This is a genomic window from Massilicoli timonensis, assembly GCF_900199515.1.
Taxonomy (GTDB): domain Bacteria; phylum Bacillota_I; class Bacilli_A; order Erysipelotrichales; family Erysipelotrichaceae; genus Massilicoli; species Massilicoli timonensis.
Map to the genome: position 1 here is coordinate 146,315 of NZ_LT963433.1, position 19,527 is coordinate 165,841.

A 19,527-nucleotide genomic window follows, 5' to 3' on the forward strand; every position below is an offset into this window, starting at 1 on the left:
ATGTATCCCGCCGCCTTAAGGTCGACCACTTCGGGCATTGGAATATTTTTTCTGACAATCTCCTTGTGTTGATTGTCATAGACATTATAATTCTTTAAAATTTTTCATGACCAACTCGGTGAGTTGGTCGAGGAATGCCCATAATATCGGTGTTTTCTGTTTTTGGGCATAAAAAAAGGACCCCTTTCGGGGTCCAAAACCAACTCAGTGAGTTATCAAAATTTATTCATTATCTTTTATTGTACTTCCTAATTCATCAACGCCTGCTCTTTTACAGATGCTATTGAAATCCTGTACGGAAATACCAGGCATATTCTCCATAATGCGAATATAGGTTTTATCTGGGTCATGGTAATAGTCCAGCTTATTCTTTGACTTTTCAAAAATCTTTTCTGTAATACGAAGACTTAATTTCATACCAACACATATAGCCATAAGGACATCCGTACCCATATTGTTGTATTTATCGTTTTTTATCTTTCCGTGATAATTTTTATGCAGTCCTGTTCTATCATTGAACACTTCCGGGTAATTCCATTTTCTGTTTTCCATCAAATACCACAGACATTGGCATAGCGTACTCGTCGGGTCGCCCAATCTTTTCATCAGTTCTATTTCTTCAGCTTCATCATAAACAGAAATATAATCATGAAACGCATCGTAAGCCTCGTCGGGTTCGTATGCAAAATTAGCCTGATATTTCGGATGAAATGTTAATATTCGTTGGTCTATCCCTTCCACACGATGCAGAACGGAAAAACCAATCAAGTCTTTCGATACATTTCGGTATTCAGTGTACTTATACTCTCGGATATTAATAGCACATTGAGCCAGCTTTTTCTTTGCTTTTGCTGTTAAATGGAGTTCGCCTTCTTTTAATAGAACATACTGCTTCTCAGCAAGGACAAAATAGCCATCTGCATATACGAAACGGCCTCCATCTACCCACTCTCTTAATGATGAGTCTGCGGATAGAAGTTGATAGGCTTCAAGCGGCGTTAATGCCACCAGTTCCTTGCTTCCTGTTATTTCCGCAAATACTGCATCAAAATCATCAAAAATTCGGAGTTTATCAAGCAAACCAACCTCAATCAAACGGTACTTGACCGAAACACGAGATACAATAAAAAATGTACTCAAATCCTCAATAAGGATATCGCAGGATGGAAATATATCGTTTTGTGGGTCGTTATAACTGGCTATTAACTCCAGTGCCTTCTGTTTGAACATTTCAAAAGGCATCAACACTCTTGGAGCCAATCTATGTGCCTGCCACTCCAACCACTTTACCTCATTTTCTTTTGTCTTTTTTCCTTCTGGAGGCTCAAAGAATGTTTCAGACTGTCGGCACATAATTGGATACAGTTTTTCTGATGCGGCAGCATTTTTCAATGCCAAAATTTCAAAATACATCTTATCCTTTTCCCAATGTAGTGCCTCGTGTATAAGAGTATTTCGTTTTGCGCCCTCACCGTAAACCGCCTCAGAGGCAGGGTCAATCAATATTGTCCCCGCAGGAAAGTGAACGGGCTGAGATGTGCCATTATCGGCATCATATACATCAACCTCTCCATCTAAAAGCAAGCAACATCCAAATATATCGAGATTTCTCGAAAGTGAAACTTCTTTGACTGTAAGTTGTGCTTCTGCGAGAATCTTCTCAACGGGAAGTGGCATCGGAGACAGAAGAGCCTCTTTGCAATGCTTAGTCAGATATTTAGTTGCATAATCATCCAGGCGATTCTTGCCAAGAATCAAGGCTCCTGTTTTTTTATTGATATCATAGATATCGCTCGATGTCAGCTTCTTCGTCATCAATATCGGATTCTCCTTTTTCCATGTAATCAAGAGGCATAGTAGCTAACAATTTCTTTGCTTCACGCCATGTCGGATAATACTGCTCTACTAAAGCATGGAACCTATGTGTGTGGTTTTTCTCTAACAAATGCACTAATTCGTGAACAACCACATATTCAAGACACTCCACAGGTTTCTTTGCAAGCTGCAAATTAATCCAAATCCTGCGCTTGTCAATATTACACGTGCCCCAGCGAGTTCTCATATTCTTGATACGAACTTCACTCGCATAGACTTCCATTTTCTTTTCGCAACTTGCTACAACGGTATCCAGGACACGGCTCAATTCCTGTCTATACCACTCAATAAATAATTTCTCTTTTGCATCCGTTGATGTACCTTCTGGCACAGTCATTACTATTTTGGTTGGCGTTTTTACAATTTTCTGTTGCTTGCCCTCATAGATGACCTGCAAACGGTATGGTTTACCCCACAAGTAATGGGACTCACCGGACACATATTCTCTTTTGCTCTGACGCTCCTGCGCCAACATTCTGTCACGAACCTTAGTAATCTCCGGCAATTTCTTCAGGACAAATAATTTTATATCTTCATCCTTCAGTTCCAGAGGAGAACTAACAGTCACATTGCCTTCTGGCGGGTTGACTCTGATATACAGATTTTTTAGATTGCTCTTTCTGATAATTTCAACAGTCAACCCACCGATTTCCATTTCTTCTTTACGCATCGTATTCTTCCTGCCTTTGTGCAATATCGAAGACATTATTGGTTTCTTCGGTCGCCTTGTCTTCGCTATAGCTATGAAGCAATAATTTTTTATAAATAGCAAGTCTTATACGCTGCTGTTTTTGAAAGTTTCTCTTCCATTCCGGTTGAATCGATACTCGGATTGCTCCATCAACATCAATCGTCAATTCAACATTCTGCTCAAAATAGTCATACAACGCACGTCTTGCGGCGCTATCCTTAATCTCATCAGGATAGCTACCACTGGTTTCTGGATGGAGAATGGCTTCCGCCAATTCAACAACCTGTCTGAGATATTCTTCATAACTCATAGCTTCAATTTTTCGCTGCATGATGATTTTCTTCAGCATCTCAGACAACTTTCCATAGTACACACTATTGGAACTCATCTTCTTAACAATTTCATGCTGTATGTTGTTGTCGATTGTCTCAGCTTTTGCCTCGTTGTCACCAGGCAGGTCTTTAACCAGATCCGCTGGAGTTGTCGTTTTCCCTTGTAAGAGAAGTTCAACAAGAGACATATTTCCAAGTTCGCTCACCACTTTTGTGTCTTCGGCACGGATGTAGGTGTCCAAAATATAGCGCATATCAGCCTCATATGGCTTGAGGTCAATATAATCGCAGCTTGCCAACTTAATCATTTCTTTGATTTTGTTATAGCCGGATATTTCACCACGCAGGTGATTTACATCCTCTTCGGTATAACCATAATCAGCAACCAATCTGTCGCAGCAGTTGGCAAAGGAACGAGAAAGAGCCGCCGTCAATGCATACAGTGTGTCTCTTCTTGCAGTTTTCTCATCACTTTCGCTGTCATCACCGCAGAAATATTCAATGTAGTCGGTATCTGCCTGTGGCATAGGAACATTCTCAATCAACGCCTCAAGGGAAGTGAGTGTTCCTTCCAACTCAGATTTTGCTTCATCGTAGCGATTTTTAATGAGCCCCTCGACATCTTCTTTATCGTAGCCATCGAAGGCCTCGGTTGTGTAATCTGCAACCGCCAGCTGCACATTACGGAATAAGTCCATATAATCCACGATATATCCATAATCCTTGTCCTCGCCATCCGGTCTGTTAACACGGCAGATAGCCTGGAACAAGTCATGGTCACGCATGGATTTATCAATATAAAGATAGGTTGCGCTCGGAGCGTCAAAGCCAGTCAGCAGTTTATCAACCACAATTAGCAGTTTCATCTGCGCCGGCTCGTGTTTGAAGCGTTCCTTGGCCTCCTTTTCAAACTCAGCGAGTTTCTTTCCGCCGAGCATACGCTCATAGATTGCTTTTTTATACTCGTCTTCGCTTGCCTGATTAGGGTCGGTCGTTGCCGTTCTGACACTCTGTGTGGTAGGTTCATAAGAAGTAACAACAGCACACTTGGTAAATCCCATGCTCATGAAGATTTCCCAATAGCGGCAAGCCTCATAAATACTGTTTGCCACAAGCATAGCTGTGCCACGGTCTTCCTTAAGTCTCGGCTTAAGGCTCATATCAAAAACGATATCGGATGCAATTTTCTCCAGACGCTGCTTGGAACTATACAGTTTATTGATAGAAGTCCAACTCTGCTTTAATTGGAGTTTTGCACGTTCAGTCAATCCATGTGTTTTGTTTTCAAACCACAAATCGACTTTATCCTGGCTGGACAAATCCTGATCTACATCCCTCGCTTCATAACGAAGGTCAAGAACCACGCCGTCCTCTACGCCTTCATCGAATTTATAAGTATGGATGTATGTACCGAATGTTTCCAGGCTCGTCTGCTTGTCCGTTTTCAAAAGAGGAGTACCCGTAAAACCAATCAGAACGGCGTTAGGCATCAGCGCTTTTACAGCCTCATGCAATTTGCCGGAATTGGTACGGTGACACTCATCGATGAATGCCACGATATTGCCCTTTGCACAGAAATCCTTCGGCAGGTCCTTCAGCAATTCTTTTCTGTACTGGTCGATATCAGACTGATTTCCTGCGTTATGTCCATATTTGTGAATCAACGAACACACAATAGCATCCTCATTCTTATCCAAAATGGAACGCAGGTCAGCACAGCTTTTTGCTCTGCGAACCTTTTCGTCTACATCAATGAAAAGGCTTTCAATTTGGTCATCCAGTTCATCACGGTCCGTAATAATAACAACACGGCTGTCTGTGACATTTTCAATAATCCACTTGGTAAGCCAAACCATAATCAGCGATTTACCGGAACCTTGGGTGTTCCAGATGATACCGCCTTCTTTATCTTGGATTCGCTTACGGGCAGCAATATTAGCAAAATACTGATTGTGTCTTGTTACCTTCTTGATGCCTGCATCATATATCACAAAATCGTGGATAAGAGACAAGAAGCGTTCCTTATGGCAAATGGAAATTACGCCATCTCTCAAACGGTTAACTTCTTTGACCTGTAACAATTTCACAGCAGCAGATAAATCGTCGGTTGCTTTTTTGTCCTCTTTCCATTTCAGATAATACTTTTCAGGCGTATCGGTTGTACCATAGAAAAGACCTTCTGCTTCATTGCCCGCAAACAGAAACTGTGCCGTACTGAAGAAATTCAGAATGTTTTCACGCTTCTGATTCTGCAACATCTGACGGATGCCTTTTCCGGCACTGACATAAGAACTCTTCAATTCAAATACGCCGAGTGCGATACCGTTAATATACAGTACAACATCGGGACGTTTTCTCGTCACCTTATCAAAACGCAGAACAGACACTTCTTCCGCAACATAGAAATCGTTGCTGTCGGTATCGTCCCAATTTATATAGTGTACTGTCTGGCGACGTCCATGCTCATCCTTCGCTCCCTGTCGTCCGTAACGGAGCAGGGAATATACACCTCGGTTAATTTGATAAAGCGTATCGACCTGGTTATTTACCTTGCTCAAGAGTTCACTGATAGCAGTTTTGATCTGGTCATCACTGTACCCACGCTTTTTCAGATTAGCTTTCAGCAAATCTTCCTTAACGGGTGTGTTATCGATATCTTCAAGGTTTCCAAGATAAGTATAACCAAGGTCATCAACCAACCAATGCAGGACTCTTTTTTGTAATTTTTTCTCCGCATCTACAGTTGCCATCTTGCGCCTCCTTACGTAGTTAAACGGACGCGACCTGTCAGCAGGTCATCCATAGCGCCCTCTCTGATTTGAATGATTTTTTCTCGCTCTGTTTCCAAGTCTGCAATTTCCTTATCCATCGCTGTAAGAACTTCCGCAATAGCTTCTTGTTCTTTTGTGTCATCAGGAATTTCAAATTCAAACTTTTTCAAATCCTTCTGATACAAGTGTTTAATAGTAGAGCCAGCAGACAGCGTATCAATAAATTCTCTGAATACTGAGGACTGTAATACACGGAACAGAAACACGGGTAAAAGCCCCTGTTTAGTTCTGAAAACAAACACACCACTATTCAATGTTGCTGGTTTACTCAATTCCGGCACCATTGCCACTTTACCAATAGTACCATCTTTTGTAACCAACACATCATTTGCAGAAACTTGAATATTGGCATCCATATCATAACGTTCCTGCGACACATATGAAATAGCGTCCAAGCTAACAGTTCCGTGGTCAAAATCCGTGCCACCAATTAAATAACTGTAGCCACTTCGCAGATATTCATGCTTTTTCAATCCTTGCCATCCGATTCTCGCTTTCGGAATAATAACTTGATTGAAAGACACCTTTTTCCATCTGCCATAAAAACCTTTAAGTCGTGTTTTTCTACAAATCAAATCTTCCAACGCACCATCTCGGATACCCTTCTTTTTCTCAATCAGTTCTGTAAGGTCATCGATATAGGTATCAAACTCTGAAAGAGTCTGCGCAATTTCCTCTTGCTCAGGCAATGAAGGAAGATGGATGTCAGTGTTTAATATGATGTTATTATACAATCTCTGTATAGTTGTTCCTTCTAATGCATCCCAAGGATATGACCTATAGAACCACCATAAAAAGTTTCTGTCAACAACATCTTTATCTACTTTCAACCATACGATATTTGAATCCTGAAAATAAGAATCTTTACCATCAAAAATAACCGCTTTGCCCACTGTTCCAGCAGCTGAAAGCAAGACATCGCCTTTTTCAGGGTATGGATAAAGCATCTTATATTTTTCATATAATTCTTGCGAAATATATGCATCGGCTTTACCGCCAAAAGTACTAATTTTATAGAACGGAATGGCTCCAAAAGCCTTCGTCTGACTTTGAAAAATACGACGGCACATTTGAATATAACCAAAATCTCGTAATTGGCCAGGAGTCCAATCCTCTGGATAAGTTACCATTTGTATCCCATCCTTTCCAGGGCAGCAATAACAACCGTCCTTGATTTTGCTGTCTTTTCCTCGATTTCTCCAAGTGTGCGTTCATAACGTTTGGCAATTAATAAGACTCTGGAACAAAGTGTATTCATCACCTGTTCGACTTCATCTCGTACATCGCTCTCCAGCTTATACATCCATTTCAAATCGAAGAGAAGATGTTTGATTTCCTCATCGGTAAGTTCGCCATACTTTGCCAACACTTTTTCATCAAGTGACTTACGAGCAGCTTTCCACTCTTTATCCACGGCATCCATTTCTGCGGCTTTCACTGCATATGCAGTCAACGCGGCGTATTCGTCTGCATAGATTTCCGGCACTGCAGCCGTTTCAGAAGCCTGTTTCAAGGCTGCTTTCAGTTTTGCTTTGCCGAATGTACCATTTTTGTTGCGAATATCAAATTCAGCCAACTCAGGCACTTCACGAATAAGAGCTTCCATCTCAGCAGTTTTTCCTTCTTCGAACAGTGCATAGAGTTGTGTCATGGCATCCATGAGAGCCGAGGTTTTCTTGGCATCCAATTCTTTAATACGCTTATTTAGATTTGCTTTCGGAATGCTATCGCCCTTCTCATTGAGTGCCTCTTTCAGTAAGCCCTCATCACCGGATTCTTCTTCACGCATTTCATCCAGTTCAGCTTCCAATGCACCGGATTGCTCCATCAAGGCAGTAAGTTCGGCGAGTTCCTCTGCAAAGTATACTTCCTCTATGATTTCTTTCGGAATCAGTGCTCCTTCAAAAGATTTCACCTTGGATGTATCATCAATCTCAACGGTTTCACCGCTTTCGTCCTTCTGCTTTTTCTTTGCGTATTCATAGTCGATTTCACGACCTACTACATAACCGCCTGCTTTGATGGCGTATACATCATCCTGCAACTTGGCATTCCAATAATTCAGCAGGCAATCATATACATCATAATTGTCAAGTAATCTTGCAGATTCATAGGTTTCCAAGAGTTTCGCTGCAATTGCACGGATAAGTTCTTTCGGGTTTGTGTCGGATTCGATTCCCAAAAGAATATCCTTGATGGCAGATTTCCACTGTGAAAACAGTGCTTCAATTTCATGTTTCTTTTCAGCAAGAATGTTATCATCTTGATTGATAATACCTTCAATTTCATCAGACGGAAGGGCAAGGGTATATACATCGTGAGCAACATCCGTGCAGGTGAAGATTTCCTGTTTAAGGTTGGGTGCAATGCCCCACAGTTTTTTCAGCGAATCAATATCCGTACCAGGAATTCCGCCTTTCAAATGAGCAGCAATATTCTGTGGCAGAGTATCGTCAATCTTTTGAATGTAACGTGGGATATTCAAATTTCCGCCATTCTGCTCCAACACATCCGAATACTTAACTGTGCATGAGTATCCTTTAATCACATCGCGGTTAATGAAAGTCTGTACGATTTTTTCAATATCCTGTTCACGGAGTCTATTCTTGCTACCGTCCTTTTTAAATCCTCGACTGGCATCAATCAAGAAGATATCCTCTCTGGTTTCTGCATCTTCTTTATCAATTATGATGATGCAGGCAGGAATACCTGTGCCGTAAAAGAGGTTTGGAGGCAGACTTACAACACCCTTGATATATCTCTTTTTCAATACCTCAATACGAATAGTTTCTTCCGAATTTCCTCTAAACAACACTCCGTGTGGCATAACAATACCTGCCTTGCCGTTGCTGTCCAAGGATTTCAAAACGTGCAAGAACCAGGCATAGTCACCGTTCTTTTCCGGCGGAATACTATACCCATCAAATCTCTTATACTTATCTTCACTCGGTTTGATTCCATCCGTCCAGGATTTATCGGAAAACGGCGGATTCATAACGATGAAGTCAAATTTCTTTAATTCATTAAACTCATCCAAATACTGAGGGGTGGAGAGCGTATTGCCACTCTTGATTTCTCCAGTTCCCTTATTGTGCAGGATGAAATTCATCTTCGCCAAACCTGCAGTATCCGGATACTTTTCCTGCCCGAAAATAGTTACTATTGAATCCCCATTTTCATCAACAGGAGCCTCGTCTGCAGCTCTAATCAAAAGGCTGCCACTACCTGCTGCCGGGTCATAAAGAGTCCACTTCTTTGTAGGCATCTGCTTAATATCACCAATACCAATCAAACGAGCAATAATGCGGGATACCTCACTTGGTGTATAGAACTGTCCTTTGCTCTTACCGGATTCCTGTGCGAATTTCATCATGAAATATTCGTATGCGTCACCGATAATGTCATCACCGCTTGCACGGTTATTCTTAAAGTCAATCGCCGGATTTTGGAACACAGCAATCAAACCGGAAACCTTGTCAACAAGTTCTTTTCCAGATCCGAGTTCTTCAGGGTTATTAAAGCTGACATCCGGCAAAGAACCTTGCAGACGGTTATCCTCAAGGAATTTCTGGATAATCTTATCTACACGTTCACCTACATCGCTTTTGCCTTTTGCGGCAATCAAATCTTCAAAGGATGCTCCCTTGCTGATTGTGAACTCAGCAAACGGCTGCCCCTTATATCTGTCAGACACATATTTAAAAAACAGTAAAACCAACACATAGTCTTTATATCGAGATGGTTCTACACCGCCCCTCAGCTTATTACAAGCCTCCCAGAGCATTGAATACAATTCAGATTTCTTCACAGCCATAGCCCTCTTTTATCTCCATTCTAATAAGTTATTCTTTAAAATATACACTATCATTCGATAGCACTCTTTCCGCTTTTTACCCATGCATCTAATTCAGAGAATTTAAACTTCCACTTCTTTCCGATTTTATGGGCAGGAATACCTGTGTCTTTTTTAATCCAGTCTCTAACTGTAATAGGCTTAACACCTAAATATTCTGCGGCTTCTTCAATGCCTATCCATTTGTCATTCATCACTTCATTCACTATTTTCACCTCGTCAAATGTTGATGGTTACAAAACTCCTTTTTATATTATATCACTATTTCCGCCTGTTTTCAATAGGTTATGTGATGTTTCTTGATGTTTGATGATGTTTCGGGTGTGGAAGCCATAATAAAAAATCCGAGGGTCAGAAGAATACCTCCAACCCCCGGAACCCTTATGATTTCGAGTCCATCAGTATTCACTTGTTTATAAGTATTTCTTGAAGGCATTTTTCATCTTCAAGGCAATGTCCATCGCCCAATCGAACTGTTCAGACCACTTATCCTTATTATCAAAATCTGCCGGATGGGATATAAGGATTCTGCTGGCTTTCTTGTCCGGCAATTCTCTCCAATCAAGTTTCATGTCCATATCCGTTTCAATTTCCGTCTTGTGGGAATGAAACTTATGGAACAGTTCTTTATCATCGGAAATGTACCACTCTACAACAATCTGGTTATCCTTGCGAATCTGATTGATGCTGATATGACAAGCGGAGGAACCCACGCTCATAGTCATCCAATGGTCTGTACTTGCCTTCCTCTTATTGAACTGCTTTGCAAATGCATGGTTTTGGAACGCATAGTCGTTGAAAGCAACCCAATAGTCATATCTCGCCTGCAACGTAGGGGAATTACTGGTGTTACGCTTGATTTCCTTTGTCCAGTCATTCGGCTTTTCTACCACTTCGAACTTTACGGCAATATCAGAACTTCCGATTTGATACAGTTTGATTTCTACCAGGAAGAAAGCAATATTCTCATCGGTGTGATTATTCAGCCACTCAATTGCAGCGCGATGTTCTTCTCTTGCTCTCTTAACAACCCAGATTACAATATCAGCAGATTTGCCGGATGCATATGTAATCAACTTACCAAGGTGGTCATGGTTTGTATCTTCAAGCTGATTCTCGATGATGATTTTTCTGTCCGTTCCGGTTTCGGTTGCATAAATGTCCACATTGAAATCTCCAACGCTGGACTCGGTTTCATCAACAGTTATCTCCAAGCCAACGGCATCCGCCAGCAACGCAAGATTATCCTCTTCTGCAAGCCAAGGAGTGAAGTCTATTGCCTCATGTGGCCATACCTTTCTCAAGTCTTTTATTTCTTTCAATTTTCCTAAATTAATCAACTCTATTCCTCCTCGTGCAATTAACCATTCTATCAACTCAACAATAGGCAAAATCATCTTGTCCACTCGACTTTGCCCATTTTCAACCTGTCAACTCAACCTATCATTTTCACCATACGTCAGGTGTTAAATCTTCCGTTACGCAGCCATCAAAACAATATGCCATTTGCTCGGAAATGCCTTGTTTTCAAGCCTTTTTCGGTATTTACTTCTGTACTTTTGACATCAAGACTACGCACTCGACGTGATAACTCCACCCAAACATATCAACCGGCTGCACCCGCACACATTCATACCCCCGCTCCTCCAAATAACGCACATCCCGCGCAAGCGTCGCCGGATCACACGACACATACACGATCCGCTTCGGCTCCATCTGCAAGATCGAAGCAAGCGTCAATTCATCACACCCCTTACGCGGCGGATCCACCACGACCACATCCACCTTCTTCCCCCTTTCCGCCAAAACCGCCGCATACTGCGCCGCATCACTGCATATAAAGTCCACATGATCTATCCCATTTCGCCGCGCATTTTCCTTGGCATTCCTAATCGCATCCCCCACGATCTCAATTCCCGTTACATGCTTGGCATGCTGCGCCAAAAACAGTGAAATCGTCCCAACCCCGCAATATAGATCCAATACCTCCTCGCTGCCGCTCAACTGCGCAAATGCGAGCGCCTGCTCATACAGCACCTTCGTCTGCACCGGATTCACCTGATAAAACGACTTTGCCGAGATCCCAAACTCAATACCGCCCAGCATATCATAGATCATCTGCTCCCCATAAAGCAAAAATTCCTCTTCCCCCAAAATCACATTATCCTTTCGCTGATTCACATTCAGCACAATGCTCTTCACCATCGGCAGCTTCCCTACTACCCAATCACACAGTTCCTGCATCTGCGAAAATACACGCTCCCGCACGATCCACACTAACATCACCGTATCATTCGCAAACGCATGCTTCACTAACAAATGCCGAAAATAAGCCGCACAGCCAAAGCGCCGCAGCCCTTCCTTCATCACCGCAACACAAGTATTGATCAAATCACTTTGAATCGGGCAAACCTCCATATCAATGATATCATGACTGTTCATCCGATAAAAACCACATACCACTTCCCCATATGCGTCCACCCCGACCGGAATCTGCCCTTTATTGCGATAGCCGTAAGGAGAATCCATTGCCAAGATCGGCTCCACCTTTGCCTCACAATTCCCGATCCGCCGCAGTGCATGCGCCACCTTCTGCTGCTTGAAATAAGCCTGCTCTTTCAACGACATATGCTGCAGCTGACAACCGCCGCACCACTGATAGATCTTACAAAAAGGTTTCTGCCGTTCTCCGCTCTCCTCTAAAAGCTCCACGATCTTCGCAAACCCATATCCCTTTTTGACCTTCATGACCAGAAGCCGAGCCCTTTCCCCGCGCAAAAGCCCCTTCACAAAAAGCGGAAAGCCGTCAACCTTGGCAACCCCCAGTCCTTCATTTGTATAATCTTCACAAACACCGACCACAATTTCATTTTTCTTCATACATATCCCTGCTCTTTCGATAGAAAAAGGGCAAACTGCCCTCTTGTTTATTGATTTTGCGCATCCTCAGTCGTTTCTTCCGGTTCCGTTTTCGGATTCAACAGCGGATCTGCCACTTCCGGATTTTTCGCTTCGCTCAGCAGTTCCAAAAGCGGTTCCTCTTCCGCCGCATTTTTCGACTTCAGATAATAGATCTGCGCCGTGCTTGTCTCCCCATCCGGAATCACATTATAGACATGGATTTCCAGATCATACATGATCTTCTGCTTCTGATTAGTAAAATAAGTATCGATCGGAAGCACATTCGCAACCTGTCCATATGCGCTTTCCGCCATGGTCGCGATCGCTTCTTTGCTTAGATCATCATTGGTATCGATCAAAATGCGCAGTGTTGCCTGCCGCAAGTTCACACTGACCGATTCCACCGTATCGCTCTTCAGCGCCGTTTCGATCTCTTTTAATTCCTCATCTTTGATCGCCGGATCCAGATCGCCCTTAAAACGATCCGCCGTTACCGGCTCATGCTGATTCCCCGTCGAATCCAAAATGATATATCCTAAAATCAAACACGGGATCAAAAATACGATGAGCGCAATCCACAAAATGATATTGCTCTTGCGATTCTTTTTTCCTTTTCCCGTTCCTGATTTTCCCGGTGCTGAATGATTACTTTTTTCCTTCTTAGCCAAGATTATCACTCCTAACAATACCTATTGTACTAGAAAAATGCCCGTTTGACCATCTTTTTATCGTTTTTTCAGTTCTTCTTGTATCAGTTGATTGGTCATGGCCGGATTCGCCTGTCCCCGACTTGCTTTCATGACCTGTCCAACCAAATAGCCAACAGCGCGATCCTTTCCGTTCTTAAAGTCCTCGATCGACTGTGGATTTTGATCCAGCACCGTTTGGATCAGCGATAACAATGCGCCGGCATCGCTCATCTGCTTCATGCCCTTTTCCTCTACGACCTGCTTCGGATCCTTTCCTTTGATGATTTCCTCAAAGACGATCTTCGCCTGCTTCCCGGAAATTTCACCGTTTTTGATCATCAGGATCATTTCACCCAAATAGTCCGCCCGGCATGGATTTTGTGCCATCGTCAGATTTTCCTTATTTAAGACCGCCAATAATTCCGTCAATACCCAGTTCGCATTCAGTTTATATTCCTTGCTGTACGTGCATACTTCATCATAAAACTCGGAAACTTCTTTGCTGGCAACCAACTGATTTGCGTCTTTTTCACTCAGACCGCATACTTCCATATAGCGTTTCTTGCGCGCATCCGGCAATTCACCCAAATGCTCCTGAATCGAACGGATCCACGCTTCCTCTAATTGAATCGGAAAAATATTCGGCTCCGGGAAGTATTTATAATCAATGCTGCCCTCTTTCTTTCGCATCATTACCGTTTTTCTGCTCGCTTCATCATAGCGCAGCGTTGCCTGCTCTACTACGCCTCCATGCAGGATGAGATCACTTTGTCTTGCGACTTCCGCCTCGATCGCCTTTTGCACGTTGGAAATAGAATTTAAGTTCTTGATTTCCACTTTGACACCATAACCCTCATAACCATGCGGTCTGATCGAAACATTGACATCACAGCGCATCGATCCTTCTTCCATACGCACATCGCTTACCCCAAGATAATACAGCAGCGTTCTCAGTTTTTCCACATAGGCGGCTGCCTCTTTCCCATTTCGCATATCCGCTTCACTTACGATCTCAATGAGCGGTGTACCGGCACGATTAAAGTCAATCAAAGTGCCGCTGGCATAATGAAACTGCTTCGCTGTATCCTCTTCCATATGAATGCGGTTGATTCGTACCTTTTTCGGACCGTTTTCCGTATCGATCTCCACATAGCCGTTGCTGCCGATCGGATGAAACTGCTGGGTGATCTGAAAGCCCTTCGGCAGATCCGAATAATAATAGTTTTTGCGGTCAAACGTAATCAGCGGGTCGATTTCACAATGCGTCGCTGTACAAGCGCGAATCGCTAACTCCACCGCCTTTTCATTGACTGCCGGCAAACAACCCGGATGTCCTAAGTCGATCTCATTCACACAACTGTTCGCTTCTTTCCCAAAAGAAACCGGCGCCCCGGAAAACATCTTGGTTGCGGTTTTTAATTCGCAGTGAATTTCAATTCCGATCACTGTTTCAAAGCTCATGCTTTCACCTCCACACAGTTTCCGACCATGCCGCTTTCTTCTTCGATGGCCTTGGCCACATTGAACATCGTCTGCTCATCAAACGCTTTGGCGCTGACATTGATGGCGATCGGCAAGCCGTCGATCAAGCCGCTTGGTACGCTCATACTTGGAAAACCGGAGAAGTTTCCCAACAACATATGATTTTCCGCAATCAGATAAGATGCGGATAACTGCTCATCAACACTTTCATTCGGATAGGGCGCTGTTGTCGGCGCCGCAACTGCCAAAACGGCGTCATGCGAAGCAAATAGCTCCCGATACGCATCTACGATCACCCGCCGTACCCGATGTGCTTTCTTTAACAGTTTCTCCTGATTTTCCACAAACAAAGAATAACTGCCGATCACAAAACGCTTGCGCACTGCGCTGGAAAAGCCTTTGGTGCGGGAATGGATCATAATTTCTTCCAGATTGTCGCCCGCTTCCCGAATGCCAAAGCGAATGCCATCCAGGTTAGAATGATTGGCAACCGCCTCCGCATTAGAAATAATATAGTAAGTCGGAAGCAGCGCCTCCATCAGTTCTTTTTTCAGATAAACGGTTTCCACGATTGCTCCGCGGCTTTCTAATTTCTTTATCATCGCCGTAAACTGTTCTTTGATCCGCGTATCCTGTATCGCGTCCTGGACGTTGCCTAATACCGCGATCCGCTTTCCATGCAGGTCGCTGTTTAACTGTTCGCTGAAAGCAGGGATATGCGCTGATGAAGAAGTCATATCCAGATCATCACGGCCCGCCAATACTTCTAATGTTTTAGCGGCGTCATTCACATTCGTATTAAAATAACCGACATGATCCAGTGAAGAAGCATAAGGGATGATCCCATAACGGGAAATTCTGCCATAGGTCGGCTTCACGCCAACCACGCCGCAATATGCCGCCGGTTTGCGCACCGAATCGCCGGTATCCGTACCAATCGCCATCGGTACCACGCCGGCTGCTACCAAAACCGCACTGCCGCCGGAGCTGCCCCCGGAGATGCGTTCTAGATCATAAGGATTGTTTACCTTGCCGGTGTAGGCATTCAAGTTGGTTCCTCCCATGCCCAGTTCATCCATGCTCGCCTTGGCAATGCAGATCGCCCCGGCTTCCCGCAGTTTTTTCACGATCGTTGCATCATATACCGGTACATAGTTATCCAAGATCCGTGATGATGCGGTCGTGCGGATCCCTTTCGTGGATACATTATCCTTCAAGACGATCGGAATGCCATACAGCGGCGCATTTTCATCAACATCACGCAAATGTTCCAACTGCGCTTCCACATCGACAAAAGTAACGACCGCATTGAGCGCTTTTTGCAGCCTTTGTGCATCCGCATAAGCGTTTTTCACATTTTCAGCCGCATCCTGTCTTTGATAATCCGCATACTTCATCCTACTTCACCACCTTCGGCACTGCAACATGCCCTTCTTTTACAGAAGCGACATTGCGCAGCGCTTCCTCTTTGGATATAACATGATCGCTCACATCCTTGCGCAGATAATGAGTCGGTGTTTCAAAAGGATAGATCATTTCCTCTACACCTTCCGTATCAATTCGATTCAACAGATCCAGCTGTTCCAATAAAGTCGTAAATTCTTCCTTTAATTCCCTGATTTCTTCCTCTGACAAATCAAACATGATCTGATTCGCCAGTTTCCGAAAATACGCATCATCAAACTGTTCCATACGCTTTTCCCTTCATTTCCTTTCTATTTCTTTATTCGTTCTATATTTTTCTTCTTCACACTGTTAGTTTCCCATGCCCGCTTCCATCATCAAAGCATGAGGTGTGTCGTAAAATCCGATTCGTTTTCTGCCCGTACCATCGTGGCGATCAAATCCTTGTTGCTGTAAACTTCGATCTTGATCGCATAATCATCCTGATTAAAGTCTTTCATCAGTGACAGCGTATAATGTACGATCGCACTGCACTCTACATAGGTTTTCGCATCCATCGTAATGGTGATATGCAACTGCCGCAGCTCTTTATCCACATATTTGCCTTTGCCGACAACGCCGATGTTTTCCGGCAGCTGATCGTAGAGCGATGCTTTGAGCGTATCCATACGGCCGGCTGTCACACTGTCGATCTCACTGCCCGCATCGCTTGGGAAAATATACCACTGTTCGTCAATATCTTCAAAATTGGTGCTTCTTGAAACAAAATAACCTTCCGCAAAATAATGACCGGGCAGTGTATCATCAGCGCTGTTGGCATTATAAAGCGCAACATAGATCGGCATTTCATCACCGACCTCCGGCAGCGCTCTTAAATAATTGACCAGCTTCCGCGCTGCTTCTTCGCCAAACAGTCTGAATTTTTCATCGGTCATTTCCTTCTTCACCTGATACAAGCCGCTTTCATGATCCTCGTACCATTCCTGCCGCATCACCATGGCGATCGCAACACCGGACAGATCGCCGTTTTGCAGGAAGTCGATCTCCTGGATCCCGGTCAAGATGAAAGGATCATCCGTCGTATCGCCGTTTCCTAAATCAAAAGCTTCGCCGACTTTTGGATTTAAGCCGGTCTTGTTATCGTCGCTTTGATTTCCCAAAAGTCCATTCTGAGAGGCTGCCAAACTGCTGTAAGTGAGAAGCTGTCCTTCCTGCACCTGATAGCTGTCTGCTGAAAAGTGCGCCTTGGCAAGTTCCTGCAGTCCTTTGCCGATCTCATAGACATCAAACATACTGCCGCTGGACTTATTATTCAAGATCCGCGCCTGGTTGCTTTCCTGCCCCAGGATCGTTTCATAGTCGCCCTCTTCGATCGGTTTGACCTTGATCTGGTCCGAGCTGCCGCTGTTATCCTTACTGCCGCATCCCGCTAACAGCATCATTGCACTCAGGGCAAAAATGATTCCTTTACTCCACTTCATACGCCTGCACCTCCTCCATGAACGCCTCCTCGCTCATCGTTTCCACACCGAGCTCATTGGCTTTTTTCAACTTGCTGCCGGCATTTTCACCATAGATGACATAATCTGTCTTTGCCGAGACCGAACCGCTGACATTGGCGCCCAGCTTTTCCAACAACGCCTTGGCGTCACTGCGCTTATAGTGCTGCAGCGTACCGGTCAGCACGACCGTTTTATCCGTAAAGATGCTTTCGATGCGTTCTTCCTTTTCGCTGTCCATGCGCTGCCCATAGCCTTTCAAATGCGCGATCAGCTCCTGATTGCCTGATTCATCGAAAAAATCACGAATCGATTTCGCCGTGATCGCACCGATGTCCTTGATCATCGTCAGATCCGCTTCGCTCGCCTGCATGAGCGCATCCATCGTTCCATAGCGCTTTGCTAAAATCTGTGCAGCTTTTTTGCCGACCTGCCTGATTCCCATGCCAAACAATACATCTTCTAATGGATTCTGCTTGCTTGCTTCGATCGCTTCCAGCATCTTATCCACTGATTTATCCTTGTAGCCCTCTAATGCAATCAGTTCTTCTCTTCGCTTGTTTAAGCGATAAATGTCTTCGATCGTATTCAAGAAACCCAGATCATGCAGCTGCTTGATCCGTTTTTCCCCCAATGTGTCGATATCCATCGCATCACGGCTCGCATAATGGATCATGCTTTCCACCACTCGTGCCGGACAGTCCTGATTGATGCAATAATGCGCCGCTTCATCCGGATAGCGCACCAAATGTCCGCCGCAGATCGGACAAGTAGTCGGGAATTGATAAGGAACCTGCGTGCCGTCCCGCTTTTGCGGCAATGCGCGCACGACCTCGGGTATGATCTCGCCCGCCTTGCGTACGATGACCTTATCATGAATACGGATATCTTTTTCCTTGATCATATCTTCATTGTGCAGCTGCGCTGCTTTGACGCTGGTGCCTGCCACCCGCACCGGCTCCAATACCGCATTCGGCGTGATACGGCCGGTCCTGCCGACCGTTAAGACAATATCCAAAAGTCTCGTCTCCACTTCCTCTGCCGGAAACTTATAAGCGATCTGCCAGCGCGGCACTTTGACCGTTGCGCCCAGCCGTTCTTGCTTTTCCAGTTCATCTACCTTGATCACAACGCCGTCGATCTCATAAGGCAGCGTATCACGGATCTCACTGATCTTTAAGATCGTCTCCCATACTTCTTCGATCGTATCACAAAGATAACGGTTGGGATTGGTCTTGATATGCAAACGGTCCAGATAAGCCAGTGCATCGCTGTGCTTGGCAATGCCGAATGTTTCCGCATCGACCAGTGTATACAGGAAAGCATCTAGCTTGCGCTGGGCAACGATCGCACTGTCGAGCTGTCGAATGCTGCCGGCTGCCGCATTGCGCGGATTGGCAAACAGTTCTTCCCCGCGTGCCGCTCTTTCTTCATTGATGCGGGCAAACTGCGCCTTTGACAAAAACACCTCGCCGCGCACTTCCATCTCTTTGGTTTCCGCAATCGCCATCGGAATGCTCTTGATCGTCTTGACATTATTGGTAACATCTTCTCCAACCGTACCATCGCCTCTGGTTGCGGCTCTTACAAAACGTCCATCGCGATAAAGCAAAGAAATCGCCAGACCGTCGATCTTATATTCCACATGATAATGTACCTCGCCGACTTCATTGCGGATACGCTCATCAAATGCTTTCAGATCCTCTAGGTTAAACGCGTTTCCCATGGAAAGCATCGGCTTTTCATGAACGACCTTCGCAAATCCCGCAAGCACCGTACCGCCGACCCGCTGGGTTGGCGAATTGGCGTCCTGAAACTGTGGATACGCTTTTTCCAGCTCCTCCAATTCCTGATAATAGCGATCATATTCACGATCTTCTACACTGGGCTGATCCAGCACATAATATTCATACGAAAACTTTTCCAGCAATTCCCGCAGTTCTTTGATTCGTTTTTCTGCTTCCATATAC

The 19,527-nt window shown here is 44.4% G+C and carries 14 protein-coding genes; all 14 read right to left on the bottom strand.

The features are described from left to right. Positions 1-222 precede the first annotated feature (222 nt). Positions 223-1,815 carry a hypothetical protein gene (locus tag C1712_RS01325; RefSeq protein WP_102266104.1) on the bottom strand — a complete coding sequence of 531 codons (1,593 nt, stop codon included), beginning with the start codon at positions 1,813-1,815 and terminating at the stop codon, positions 223-225. Beyond that, positions 1,781-2,545: a M48 family metallopeptidase gene (locus C1712_RS01330; protein ID WP_102266106.1), complete on the bottom strand. Its 765-nt coding sequence runs from the start codon at positions 2,543-2,545 to the stop codon at positions 1,781-1,783. The genes C1712_RS01325 and C1712_RS01330 overlap by 35 nt, the downstream gene beginning before the upstream one ends. After that, complete coding sequence (locus tag C1712_RS01335; RefSeq protein WP_102266108.1) at positions 2,538-5,648, bottom strand: type I restriction endonuclease subunit R; 3,111 nt, start codon at positions 5,646-5,648, stop codon at positions 2,538-2,540. The genes C1712_RS01330 and C1712_RS01335 overlap by 8 nt, the downstream gene beginning before the upstream one ends. Positions 5,649-5,659: 11 nt before the next feature. After that, entirely contained in the window at positions 5,660-6,859 is a 1,200-nt protein-coding gene (locus C1712_RS01340) for a restriction endonuclease subunit S (protein ID WP_102266109.1), read from the bottom strand. Next, positions 6,853-9,537 carry an N-6 DNA methylase gene (locus C1712_RS01345; RefSeq protein ID WP_219718823.1) on the bottom strand — a complete coding sequence of 895 codons (2,685 nt, stop codon included), beginning with the start codon at positions 9,535-9,537 and terminating at the stop codon, positions 6,853-6,855. The genes C1712_RS01340 and C1712_RS01345 overlap by 7 nt, the downstream gene beginning before the upstream one ends. Before the next feature lie 56 nt (positions 9,538-9,593). Next, a complete protein-coding gene (locus tag C1712_RS01350; protein ID WP_102266112.1) occupies positions 9,594-9,788 on the bottom strand; it encodes a helix-turn-helix domain-containing protein in 195 nt (64 codons plus the stop codon). A gap of 207 nt (positions 9,789-9,995) precedes the next feature. Continuing rightward, the gene (locus C1712_RS01355) at positions 9,996-10,922 is read right to left on the bottom strand and encodes a DUF4268 domain-containing protein (RefSeq protein WP_102266114.1); all 927 of its coding nucleotides are present in this window, start codon (positions 10,920-10,922) and stop codon (positions 9,996-9,998) included. A gap of 205 nt (positions 10,923-11,127) precedes the next feature. Beyond that, positions 11,128-12,462 (bottom strand): 23S rRNA (uracil(1939)-C(5))-methyltransferase RlmD, encoded by a 1,335-nt coding sequence (gene rlmD / locus C1712_RS01360; protein ID WP_102266115.1) that lies wholly within the window; start codon positions 12,460-12,462, stop codon positions 11,128-11,130. A gap of 47 nt (positions 12,463-12,509) precedes the next feature. Continuing rightward, a complete protein-coding gene (locus C1712_RS01365; RefSeq protein WP_102266116.1) occupies positions 12,510-13,151 on the bottom strand; it encodes a hypothetical protein in 642 nt (213 codons plus the stop codon). 57 nt (positions 13,152-13,208) lie between these two features. After that, positions 13,209-14,633: an Asp-tRNA(Asn)/Glu-tRNA(Gln) amidotransferase subunit GatB gene (gatB, locus tag C1712_RS01370; RefSeq protein ID WP_102266117.1), complete on the bottom strand. Its 1,425-nt coding sequence runs from the start codon at positions 14,631-14,633 to the stop codon at positions 13,209-13,211. After that, entirely contained in the window at positions 14,630-16,051 is a 1,422-nt protein-coding gene (locus C1712_RS01375; RefSeq protein WP_102266119.1) for an amidase family protein, read from the bottom strand. The genes gatB and C1712_RS01375 overlap by 4 nt, the downstream gene beginning before the upstream one ends. A 1-nt stretch (position 16,052) precedes the next feature. After that, complete coding sequence (gene gatC / locus C1712_RS01380) at positions 16,053-16,346, bottom strand: Asp-tRNA(Asn)/Glu-tRNA(Gln) amidotransferase subunit GatC (protein ID WP_102266120.1); 294 nt, start codon at positions 16,344-16,346, stop codon at positions 16,053-16,055. Positions 16,347-16,435: 89 nt separating this feature from the next. Next, the gene (locus C1712_RS01385) at positions 16,436-17,539 is read right to left on the bottom strand and encodes a CamS family sex pheromone protein (RefSeq protein ID WP_102266121.1); all 1,104 of its coding nucleotides are present in this window, start codon (positions 17,537-17,539) and stop codon (positions 16,436-16,438) included. Next, a complete protein-coding gene (ligA, locus tag C1712_RS01390) occupies positions 17,526-19,523 on the bottom strand; it encodes an NAD-dependent DNA ligase LigA (RefSeq protein WP_102266123.1) in 1,998 nt (665 codons plus the stop codon). The genes C1712_RS01385 and ligA overlap by 14 nt, the downstream gene beginning before the upstream one ends. Positions 19,524-19,527 lie beyond the last annotated feature (4 nt).